Here is an 11,764-nt window from a genome sequence, read left to right on the forward strand (position 1 = left end):
AGACTGCTATTTTAAATTGAATTTGCTATTTTTTCAACTGATTGTAGATCGCGAATATTTTCAAATGTTGTTGTGATGATATCTTCTAACGCCAAATCAGTATAGTAACCAATATGTGGAGTGAAGATAACTCGTGGATACAAACTATGAAGTTTTTCATATGTTTCAATTGGCAGTGGCTTACCTGCAAAATCTTTTAAGAAAATTTGGGTTTCATTTTGTACTGAATCTACCGCTGCACCTCTAAGGTGTTGTGATTCAATTGCTTCATATAAATCGTCATAGTTAACTAAACTACCTCTTGCAACATTAACAAAGAATGCACCTTTTTTCATTTTTGCAATTGTATCTTTGTTAATCATGTTGTCATTTTCTCCTGGGATATAAGGAGAATGAATAGTAATTAAATCACTTTGTGCAAGTAATTCATCTAACGAAACATAATCTAAAATTGCTTTATTAGCATCATTAGGATAAATATCATATCCCAAAACTTTAGCGCCCATTCCTTTAAAAGCCTTAGCAGCTTCCATTCCAATTCTACCAGTTCCAATCACACCGATAACTGAATTTCTAATTTCCTTAGCAAACATGAAATCATCAACTTTAAAATTTTTCTTTCTCATGTTTTCTGCCATATAGAAAGTATTTCTTAACAATCCCAGTGACAAACTTACTGCTAACTCACTTACTGAATTAGCTGAATAAAATGGTACTCGTGCCATTTTAAATCCTAATTGCTTAGCATAGTCAACATCAATATGGTTAACTCCTACTGTTCTTGTAAATAGATACTTAACACCTAAAGCCTTTAACTTATCTAAATTTTCTTTTGTAACTTTACAATTGACACTAACAGTTACTACTTCAAAACCTTTTGCTTCAGCAACTGTATCTGTATCTAATAATCTTGATTCAAAACTTAAATCATAATTAAAATCTTGATTTAATTTTTCATAATATTGAATTTCAACATGATTAACACCAAAATTCATAACTTTTATTTTCATTTTTTCCTTTCTAATCTAGTAATAATAGTGCTGGATTTTCTAATAAATATTTAACTCTTTGCATAAAATGCCCAGCAGGTGCTCCATCAATAACACGATGATCAATTGAAATTGACAGGGGAAAGAAATTATGGAAAGCAATATTATCATTTACTAAAACTGCTTTTGATTCCAATATTCCAATACCTAAAATTGCAACTTCAGGATAATTAATAATTGGTGTACCAACTTTTAATCCTGCTGAACCAAAGTTAGTAATTGTAAAAGTACCACCTTGCATTTCTGCTGCACTTAACGTTCCTTTACGAGCTTTATCTGCTAATTGATTAACTTCCTTAGCAATATCAAAGATTGCTAATTTATCAGCACTTTTAACTACTGGAACTAATAGCCCTTTATCAGTATCAGCTGCCATACCAATATTGTAGTACTTCTTAACTAAAATTTCATTGCCTGGTAAGTTAAATGTTGAATTTAATAATTTAAAACTATCTTCTGCTAGTGCCTTAGCTACTGCTTTAATAAAAAAAGGCATAAATGTTAATTTAATCGCACCATTCTCAGCTTTAATTGCTTCTTGCTTTAAAGTTGCTCTTAAGTTAATTAAATTAGTTGCATCAACATCTAACATTAAAGTAACATGTGGCGCTGTATACATTGAAGTAACCATGGCATTTGCTACTGATTTTCTAATTGCTGTTAGTGGCATATGTTCGATTGGACCAAAGCTTTCCATCTTAGCAACATTAATTGCTTGAGAACTACTTGTTGGTATTGTATGACTAACTTGTTTGCTTTCAGTAGCTACAGTACTGCTACTGCTAGAATTCTCAATATCAGTTTTTAAAACACGACCATTAGGACCTGTACCTTTGATAGTCACTATATCAATCCCTAACTCACGAGCAATTCTTCTTGCTAGTGGCGTAGCTAAAACTTTGTCATTTGTTTTTGTTTCTTTTGCTGACTCTGATTGAACTTTTTGAGTTTCAGATTCTGACTTTAGTTCTTTGTCAATAACATCAGATGCTTGTGCATTGCTACCACCAAATTCAACAATGATATCCCCTGTTTTGATTGTATCTCCTGACTTAAAATTAATCTTTGATACTTTGCCATCAAATGGTGAATTGATTGAATCTGCAGCTTTATCTGCTTCAACATCAAAAAGTGTGTCACCTTTTTTTACTTCTTGACCAACTTTGATATGAATTGAACTAATGGTAACTTCATCAATCCCATCCATGCCCGCAAATTTAAATTCTTGCATAATTTGTTTTCCTTTCTTTTTTATTAGTTTCTGCTTAACTAAACAGGATATTTAATCATTTCTGTTGCTTTTGCAATAATTTTATCTGGAGTAATTAAAAATCATTTTTCTCCTTTTGAAAGCGGCACTGTGATATCGTAACCAGCAATTCTAGTTGGTGGACATTTTAGATATTCAAAACATTTTTCATTCACAACTGTAACAATTTCTGAAGCAACTGAGAACGACTTAACGGCTTCTTGAACTACTAAGATACGACCTGTTTTCTTAACAGATTCAATGATTGTAGTTTCATCTCATGGTTGTAAAGTTTGTAAGTCAATCAACTCAACTTTAAATCCTTGTTCTTCTAGAGATTTTACAGCATACTCACAATCATAAACTTTTGCTCCATAAGTCACAATTGTTAGATCAGGGTTCTCAGATTCTTGATAGGATTTTAGTACTTTTGCTTTTCCTAATTCTGCTACTTCATAATCATCACTAACTTCTTCTTGAACATTGTAACTATATTCATTTTCCTTATAACTATTAAAATAAGTTCCCAAACATTCTAAGAAAATAACTGGATCGTTATCTTCAATTGCTGCTAGTAGTAATTTTTTTGTATCATTAGGTTTTGAAGTCATCACAACTTTCAAGCCTGGGATGTGACAGAATAATGCTTCAATCGCTTCAGAGTGATGCTCTAATGCACCATTTGCACCATTATTTCAATCATAAGAAGGCATTCTAACAACAATCGGACAATGATATCTTCCTCTTGAACGATTACGCATTCTTGCTGCATGAGCAAACAATTGTTGCATTGCTGGAAAAGCAAAGCCAGAAAATTGCATCTCAACAACTGGTCTTAAACCATTAATACTTGCTCCAACAGCAGTTCCTGCAATCACTGCTTCTGCAATAGGTGCATCAAAACATCTTTCGGCACCAAACTTCTTTTGTAAACCTCTAGTTGCTCGAAAAACTCCTCCTACATTCCCAACATCTTCACCATAAATTACTACATTGTCATGCTTTTGCATTGCTAAATCTAAAGCTAAACTAATAGCTTGAACATTATTTCGTTTCATGATTATTTAGCTTCCTCTCTATCACCAAAATAACTTTTAGCTTCTATTGTTGGTTTTTGCATTTCTGATATTAGATTGTCACTAGTAGTAAAGTAACTTTTAGCCTCTGCTTTTTGTTCTGCTAGTTTTGGTGTCAGTTTTTCATAAGTGTAATCAAAAATTTCATCAATTGGAACAGCACTATTCTTTTGCGCTCAAGCAATTGCTTCATTAATTTTCTTAGTGTTAGCACTAACTAATTCTTTTTCTTTTGCTTCATCTCACAACTTATTTTTTTCTAAATAAGTTTTCATTCTAATAATTGGATCTTTTTTAAATCATTCTTGTTCATTCTTAAAGTCTTCTTCAGTAAAATAATCTTTTTTAATATCAAACGCTGAATGAGATAGTTGACGATAAGTAACAGCTTCAATTAAAGAAGGTCCTTGATGATTTTTTGCTCTTTCAATTGCTGTGTTAGTTACATGGTAAACAGAAAAGAAATCATTACCATCAACTCTAATATTAGGAATTCCAACTGCTGTTCCTTTTTGGGCAAATGTTGGACTCATAGTTGCTTTGGTTGTCGGTGTATCTAATGATCATTGATTGTTTTCAATAAAGAAAACAATTGGTAGCTTATGAAGTGCAGCAAAATTCATTGCTTCAAAAAATTCTCCTTCACTTGTACCACCATCACCAATCGTAGTGAAAATAACTCCTTTGCCTTTTTTATATTTCTCTGCTAAAGCAATTCCTGCTGCATGAGAATATTGTGTTCCAATTGGAATGTTGACAGGCAAAATATTTATGCCTTTTGGAATTTGACTTCCCATTTCGTTTCCTAATCAATATTGAATAATTTTTTCGATGGGATAACCTGCTGTAATTCAAGCAGCGTTGTTACGATATGCTGGAACTAATCAATCGATTCCTTTCCTAATATTAATGGCATACCCAACTTCAGTTGCTTCTTGACCACTTGAACCTAAAAAATTAATTACTTTCCCCATTACTTTTGGTTGACCATTAATTAAAATTGGTTGACCTTTGTCATCTTTTGCATAATTCATTTCTAACTGCATTTTTTCTTGCAATCTTGATAATGTCATTCATTGATAAGCCTGTAATAAAATTTTTGCATCAAATTTCTTTAAATAATCGGCATAGTCTGGGTTAACTTCTTGCTTTTCATTTAAAATTTGAAAAACTTCTTTTTGTGGATTATCAAATTTCTCAATTCACATTTAAACTCTTTCTCCTTTACTTATTTTTCATATTTATTATACTGCTTCTTTTTCGATAAAAAAATCTTCTTAATAAAAAAGCAACAATTTTTGTTGCTTTTTTAAAATAAATTTATAGTTTATCTTATGAATGTTCTTTATCAAATTTTTTAATAAATTCACTATTAGGCATAAACTTACTTTCATTGTTGATACTTCAGAATTTTTCACGATCATTCTTATTAACTTTAGTTGGCATTTTAATTTTTATTGTTGCAATTAATCTACCACGATGATTCTTACCATAGAATACTCCTTGTTGAGGAATAACGATTTCATCATCATTTTGCATTCCTGGTTTTAATTGTTGCTTTAGCAATAATCCATCAATTGTTGGAATTGTGATTGCATTCCCTAATAAAACATCAAGATAAGAAACTGGAATATCAATTAATAAATCATGGCCTTTTCTAATAAAGAAAGGATCATCTCTAACAGTCACTCTAATAATTAAATCACCTTGCGGACCATTAAATTTACTAATTCCACCTTTAGCTTTAATTCTTAAGCTATCTCCAGTTGAAACTGAAGGAGGAATATTGAATTCTAATTTTTGATTATCTAAATAGAAGCGGTTACCTTTACATTTTAAACATTTTTGTAAGATAACTTTGCCCATACCCTGACAATTGTTGCAAACAACTTGTTGGCGATAAGATCCACCAAAAATTGAACTACCAGTAACAACTTTGCTTCCCTTACCCTGACATTGGTTACAAGTAACATAGTCTTGTGGTGTCTTAGCACCTGTTTGGTTACAAGCATCACATGCTACTTCAATGTTAAGGTTAAGTGTTTGTTTCTTACCAAGAACTGCATCAGCTAAACTAATAACAATATTTTTTAAATAGTTTGGCCCTGGACCATTACGATTTGTTCCTTGTGCTTGAGATTGTCCTCTTGATGAACCACCACCAAACAAGTCACCAAACAAGTCACCAAACAAATCATTAATATCAGTAAAGGCTGATGAATTAAAACCACCAAAGCCACCGCCTTGTTGACTTGCATTAATCCCATCATGACCATAACTATCATAAATTTGTCTTTTTTGTGGATCACTTAAAACTTCATAAGCTTCAGAAATCTTTTTAAATTCTTCTGCATCAGCAGCATTTTTAGTAATATCTGGGTGTTTTTGTTTAGCAAGACTACGAAAAGCACGTTTAATTTCATCTTGACTACTATTTCTACTAACACCCAAAACTTGATAATAATCTTCTTTTTGACTACGTGCTGTTGGCATAGTTTCTTACTCCTTTAATTTGCTTCAGCTTCAACGTCAATAACATCATCAGAATTTTTATTATCTTTGTCAATTACTTCATCAATATTTTCTTTATTTTCAGTTTCTTGTTGTTGCATAAATTGTTGTGCTGCTGCAAATGCTTGCTTTAGTTGTTCTAATTTCGTTTTTAATTCTTCAAAATTCTTTTCATCTAAAGATTTTTGCAAGTCATCACGTAAGTTTTTCATTTCCGCAACTTGTGGTGCTACTTCTGCGTTTTCTTCTTTAGCACCTTCTGCTAGCATTTTGTCAATGTCGTAAATGTAAGCTTGAGCTTGATTTGTTAGATCAATTTCTTCTTTATGCTTTTCATCAGCTGCTTGATTTTCTTGCGCTTCTTTCACCATCTTATCAATTTGAGTTTGATCTAAACTGCCATTGCCTGAGATAGTAATTTTTTGTTCTTTATTTGTTTTTAAATCTTTAGCTGTAACTGAAACAATTCCGTTCGCATCAATATCAAATCCAACTTCAATTTGTGGTACACCTTTTGGTGCTGAATCAATTCCTGATAGTTGGAATCTTCCTAAACTATGATTGTCTCTTGCCATAGCTCTTTCACCTTGTAGCACATGAATATCTACAGCAGGTTGATTGTCTTCCGCAGTTGAGAACACTTGTGATTTTCTTGTTGGGATTGTTGTGTTACGTTTAATTAATGGTGTCATAACACCACCTAAAGTCTCAATTCCTAATGATAGGGGTGTTACATCTAATAATAGTAAGTCCTTCACATCACCTGATAGAATTCCACCTTGAATAGCAGCACCACAAGCAACAACTTCATCAGGGTTAACTGTTTTATTTGGTTCTTTTCCTAATAATTCTTTGATAATTTTTTGTACCGCTGGAATTCTTGTTGAACCTCCAACTAACAACACTTCATCAATATTTTCTTTTGTTAAGTTAGCATCTTTCAATGCTTTACGAACTGGTTCAATTGTTCTGTCTACTAAGTCTTGTGTTAAATTTTCAAACTCAGCACGAGTTAGTTTTTCTTCTAAGTGAACTGGTCCATTGCTATCCATTGAAATAAATGGTAATGAAATTGTTGTTTCATTTGAACCTGATAGATCTTTTTTAGCTTTTTCTGCTGCTTCTTTTAAACGTTGTAAAGCCATCTTATCTTTTGATAAATCAACACTAGTTGATGCTTTAAATTTCTTTACTAAATGGTCAATAATTTTTTGATCAAAATCATCACCACCAAGATGATTGTCACCATTAGTTGAAAGCACTTCAAAAGTACCATCTGCTAGTTCAAGAATTGAAACGTCAAAAGTTCCTCCACCTAAGTCAAACACTAAGATTTTGTGTTCTTTATCAGTTTTATCAAAACCATAAGCAATCGCTGCTGCAGTTGGTTCATTGATAATTCTTTCAACTTCTAATCCAGCAATAATTCCAGCATCTTTTGTTGCTTTTCTTTGTTGATCATTAAAATAAGCAGGAACTGTAATAACAGCTTTTCTAACTGGTCTACCTAATTTTGCTTCAACAAAATTCTTAATGAAACGTAGAACTTCAGCAGAAATTTGTTCTGGTGTTAGATCTTTGTTTTCAATTTTAAATTTCTTTGTTGTTCCCATATCTCTTTTTACTGAACTAATTGTGTGATCTGGGTTGGTAATCGCTTGTCTTTTAGCTGCATCTCCAACTAAAATTTCTTTATCTTTATAAGTCACAACAGAAGGAGTTGTTCTTCCTCCACTTTCGTTTTCAATAACTTTAGGTTTGTCACCTTCCATAATTGATACACATGAATTTGTTGTTCCTAAGTCAATACCAATAATTACTTCTTTCATTTTACTATTCTCCTCTTTCTAATTTTTTCTGTTTTTGTTTTCAGTTTGAAGTTGATAAATTTTTACTTGCACTGGGCTAACAACCCTGTCATGTAATTTATAACCACTTAATACTACTTCAGCAATCATACTATCTTTTTGATCTTTTGTTTCTTCTAAGATCTCAATTTTTTCTGTTACATTGTTTCTACTACTATCAAATGGACTGCCAACTTTTTCAGTTATTTGTTCTAATCCTTCTGACTTTAAATTTGCTTTAAAGTTGTTGAAGATGTGATTGAACCCAATTAAGAAATTCTTAACATCTTTATTTTCTGTTTTAAAATTTAAAGCTCTTTCAAATTCTAATAGTAGTGGAATAATAGTTTCTTTAATAACTTTTTGATTAGCATACTTTTTAAAATCATCATTACGAATTTCTTGTTCTTTTAAGGTGTTCACCTTAGTTGCGAGAATTAATTTGTTTTGCTCATCTTTTAGTTTGCTAAGAGCAAGCTTTAATTCTTGTACTTCTTCATGCAATGATTTATTTACTTTCACTAAATCAATCTCTTGAACATCTGCTTGATGTTCACTTTCTTTAATACTGTCTTCTACTTTTTCTGACATTTCTTTCACCTCGTTATTTTTCTAACCAAATTTATCTTTGATTGTTTCATTAATCCAATTAAGAATCTCAGTCACTTTTTCATACTCTAATCTTTTTGGACCAACTACGGCAATTTGACCTTGATCACTATCATGAATTTTAAATGTTGTTGTGATCATTGCCATATTGTTATTTGCTTCGCCTAATTCTTCACCAATCTTCACTTGAACATTTTGTTGTTGATTTAATTTATCAAAATAAGTTCAAGGTGATTGTGATTCAATAAAGTTTAATAGCGTTTTTACTTTTTTAATATCATTAAACTCAGGATTTTCTAACATATATTGCACACCATGAGTTGAAGACAATGGCTTAGAAAAATTAATTAAAGCGTTAATAAAACCTTGTATGATATATTCGGCTTGCTTAACTTGCTTAGAAAGAATTGGTTTCAATAGTGTTACTTTTTCACTCATCTCACTAATTCTTGTTCCAATCAATCTTTGATTAAAGATATCTGTTGCTAAAGTTAAGTCTTGTAAAGAAGCTTCTTTAATATTGAAAATCTTATTCTCAACATGACCATTATCAGTAATAATAATTGCTAGTACACTATCACTATTAAGTGATAGTAATTCAATTCTTTTTAGTGTATCTTCTTTAACACTCGGGCCAACAACAATACTAATTAATTTTGTCATTTCACTTAGAATGTTACTTGTTTGTTCAATAATTTCATTAACTTCTAAGTCTCTAGTATTAAAAATTTCTTCAATTCTTTTTTTTAAGATTAAGACATCAGTTTGATCACTTTGTGTCATTAACTTATCAACATAGTAACGATAACCTTTAGTTGCTGGAACTCTGCCACTAGAACTATGAGTTTTTTCTAATAGACCTTGAGTTTCTAATTCAACACATTCATTACGAACTGTTGCACTAGAACAATTAAGATCGTCAGTTGTTAAAATTGTTTTACTACCAACAGGAACGCCAGTTTTAATATATTGTTCAACAATTATTTTTAAAATTTGCTCTTGTCTTTTTGTCAACATTTCAACACCTCCGCTCTATTTAAAGGTTTTTTCAACCTAATTATAACTTTAAGCACTTATTAATATCAAGTGCTAATTTAATTTTAATTTGCTTGACAAAACAAATTCTTGAGCTTTGGCATCTTCAACAATGGCAAATCTTTTGTTAATCGTTAATTGATCTTTTAAGATTGCTTGAGCAATTAGTGTTTCAATATTATGTTGAATGTAACGTTTAATTGGTCGTGCACCAAATTCTTCATCATAAGCTTCTTTTAAAATTTTCTCAACAATCTCATTATCATAAGTGATTTGATATTCTTTTTCATTATTAACTCTTGCTAATAAATTGTCTAATTCTTTTTTGATAATTTCTTTAATGACATTTTTATTTAACGGATTAAATGTAACAATCTCGTCAACACGATTAATAAATTCTGGACGGAAACGTTTCTTTAAAATTGTTAAAGCTTGATCTTGTGAATTTTCTTGTTGCGTTAGTAGTTCTTGTGAACCTAAATTTGAAGTCATAATGATAATTGTATTTTTAAAATCAACTAAGTGACCCTGACTATCAGTGATTCTTCCTTCATCAAGAATTTGCAATAAAACATTTAAAACTTCAGGATGAGCTTTTTCAATCTCATCAAACAAGACAATACTATAAGGATTTCTTCTAATTTTTTCAGTTAGTTGGCCACCTAATTCAAAGCCAATATATCCTGGTGGTGAACCAATTAACTTGCTAACAGAACTCTTTTCCATAAATTCTGACATATCCATACGAACCATATGCTTTTCTGAATCAAATAAGGCATCAGCTAAAGTTCGAGCAACTTCAGTTTTTCCAACTCCAGTTGGTCCCATAAAGATAAATGAACCAATTGGTCGATTAGGATCTTTGATGCCACTTCGTGAACGCATTAACGCATCACTAACTAGTTTTAAAGCTAAACTTTGTCCCTTAACTCTTGTACTTAAAATTAATGGTAAATTTAATAGTTTATCTTTTTCGCTTGCTAGCAAGCGATCAACAGGAATCCCCGTTCACTTTGCTACAACTGTTGCAATATCATCATTCTTAACATCTTCTTTTAATAAGCGTTCACTTTTCTTTATTTTCTCACTATTTTGCAAGTCTTTTTCTAATTTAGGAAGAGTACTATATTGTAACTTTGATGCTTTATCTCAATCTCCTGCTAGCTGATATTGTTCTAATTGTGCTTTTGCTAGTTCTAAATTTGTTTTTAATGTTTGAATGTGATCAATCGCTGCTTTTTCTTTTAATCATTCTTGCTCTAATTCAGCAAGTACTACTTTTTTATCTTTTAATTCTTTTTCAAGTTCTTGCAAACGAGTAATTGAGGCTTGATCTTTTTCTTTACTTAATGCAGCTTTTTCAATTTCTAATTGCATTACCCTTCTTCTTAATTCATCTAAAGAAGCAGGTACTGATGCAATGGCAATTTTAATTCCAGCACAAGCTTCATCAACTAAATCAATTGCTTTATCAGGTAGATATCGATCTGTAATGTACTTATCTGATAGCAATGCTGCTGCTCTTAAAGCACTATCATGAATCTTCACACCATGATAAGCTTCAAATCGTTCTTTTAAACCACGCAAGATTGCTAGTGTATCATCAACATTTGGTTCAGTGATGATCATCTTACGAAATCTTCTTTCTAATGCTGCATCTTTTTCAATATACTCACGATACTCTGCTAGTGTTGTTGCACCTATACAACGCAACTCACCACGAGCTAACATTGGTTTCAATAAATTAGAAGCATCCATTGATCCTTGAGTTCTACCTGCACCAACAATTAAATGTAACTCATCAATGAACATAATAATCTTTCCGTTAGAATCTCTAACTTTATTGATCACTGCTTTTAAACGTTCTTCAAATTCTCCTTGATACTTCGCTCCAGCAATTAAAGCTCCCATATCTAATTCATAAATGATTTTATCTTTTAAATTACTAGGAACATCTCCTCGTACAATACGTTGTGCAAGTCCTTCAATAATTGCTGTCTTACCAACACCAGGTAGACCAATTAGAACTGGATTATTCTTAGTTTTTCTTGATAGGATTTCTTCAACTTTTCTAATGTCTTCATCTCGACCAATAATTGGGTCGATTTTTCCTGATTTAGCAGCGGCTACTAAGTTACGACCAAACTTTTCTAATACTTTTGGATCGTTACTATAATTTGGAATTTCTGCAAAATTAAATGCCATATTGACCTCCTTAGCAGTCATGTTATCTAATTGCTAATTTTTATATATCCTAATTATAGCACTAAAATTAGCAGTTGCAAGATATGATTGCTAAATTTTTAAAAAATAGAATTTCTTTTATTACTTAGTTGTTTTATTTATTTTAAAAGAATAAAATTAAGTGATAATGGAGGGATTAATATG

The 11,764-nt window shown here is 31.3% G+C and carries 9 protein-coding genes; all 9 read right to left on the reverse strand.

Annotation, left to right across the window (positions count from 1 at the left end; translation table 4 throughout):
• Positions 1 to 11: 11 nt before the first annotated feature.
• The 9 genes from SPLAT_RS02505 to SPLAT_RS02550 all read right to left on the reverse strand — a co-directional run bounded on the left by SPLAT_RS02505 (position 12) and on the right by SPLAT_RS02550 (position 11,581).
• Positions 12 to 1,010: an NAD(P)-dependent oxidoreductase gene (locus SPLAT_RS02505; protein WP_220190934.1), complete on the reverse strand. Its 999-nt coding sequence runs from the start codon at positions 1,008 to 1,010 to the stop codon at positions 12 to 14.
• A 10-nt stretch (positions 1,011 to 1,020) separates the two neighbouring features.
• A complete protein-coding gene (locus tag SPLAT_RS02510; RefSeq protein WP_168104835.1) occupies positions 1,021 to 2,280 on the reverse strand; it encodes a dihydrolipoamide acetyltransferase family protein in 1,260 nt (419 codons plus the stop codon).
• Between the two features lie 38 nt (positions 2,281 to 2,318).
• Complete coding sequence (locus SPLAT_RS02515) at positions 2,319 to 3,356, reverse strand: alpha-ketoacid dehydrogenase subunit beta (protein ID WP_168104836.1); 1,038 nt, start codon at positions 3,354 to 3,356, stop codon at positions 2,319 to 2,321.
• 2 nt (positions 3,357 to 3,358) lie between these two features.
• Positions 3,359 to 4,582 (reverse strand): thiamine pyrophosphate-dependent enzyme, encoded by a 1,224-nt coding sequence (locus tag SPLAT_RS02520; protein WP_168104837.1) that lies wholly within the window; start codon positions 4,580 to 4,582, stop codon positions 3,359 to 3,361.
• Positions 4,583 to 4,706: 124 nt separating this feature from the next.
• Entirely contained in the window at positions 4,707 to 5,867 is a 1,161-nt protein-coding gene (locus SPLAT_RS02525; RefSeq protein WP_168104838.1) for a DnaJ C-terminal domain-containing protein, read from the reverse strand.
• A 14-nt stretch (positions 5,868 to 5,881) separates the two neighbouring features.
• The gene (gene dnaK / locus SPLAT_RS02535) at positions 5,882 to 7,714 is read right to left on the reverse strand and encodes a molecular chaperone DnaK (RefSeq protein WP_168104839.1); all 1,833 of its coding nucleotides are present in this window, start codon (positions 7,712 to 7,714) and stop codon (positions 5,882 to 5,884) included.
• An 18-nt stretch (positions 7,715 to 7,732) separates the two neighbouring features.
• Positions 7,733 to 8,323, reverse strand: a complete 591-nt coding sequence (locus SPLAT_RS02540; protein ID WP_168104840.1) for a nucleotide exchange factor GrpE — start codon at positions 8,321 to 8,323, stop codon at positions 7,733 to 7,735.
• 21 nt (positions 8,324 to 8,344) lie between these two features.
• On the reverse strand, positions 8,345 to 9,358 hold the full coding sequence (hrcA, locus tag SPLAT_RS02545) for a heat-inducible transcriptional repressor HrcA (RefSeq protein WP_168104841.1): 1,014 nt from the start codon (positions 9,356 to 9,358) through the stop codon (positions 8,345 to 8,347).
• 72 nt (positions 9,359 to 9,430) lie between these two features.
• Positions 9,431 to 11,581 carry an ATP-dependent Clp protease ATP-binding subunit gene (locus SPLAT_RS02550; RefSeq protein WP_235083219.1) on the reverse strand — a complete coding sequence of 717 codons (2,151 nt, stop codon included), beginning with the start codon at positions 11,579 to 11,581 and terminating at the stop codon, positions 9,431 to 9,433.
• Between the last annotated feature and the right edge of the window lie 183 nt (positions 11,582 to 11,764).

Source organism: Spiroplasma platyhelix PALS-1, from assembly GCF_021496725.1.
In the GTDB taxonomy this organism is placed as follows: domain Bacteria; phylum Bacillota_I; class Bacilli_A; order Mycoplasmatales; family VBWQ01; genus Spiroplasma_D; species Spiroplasma_D platyhelix.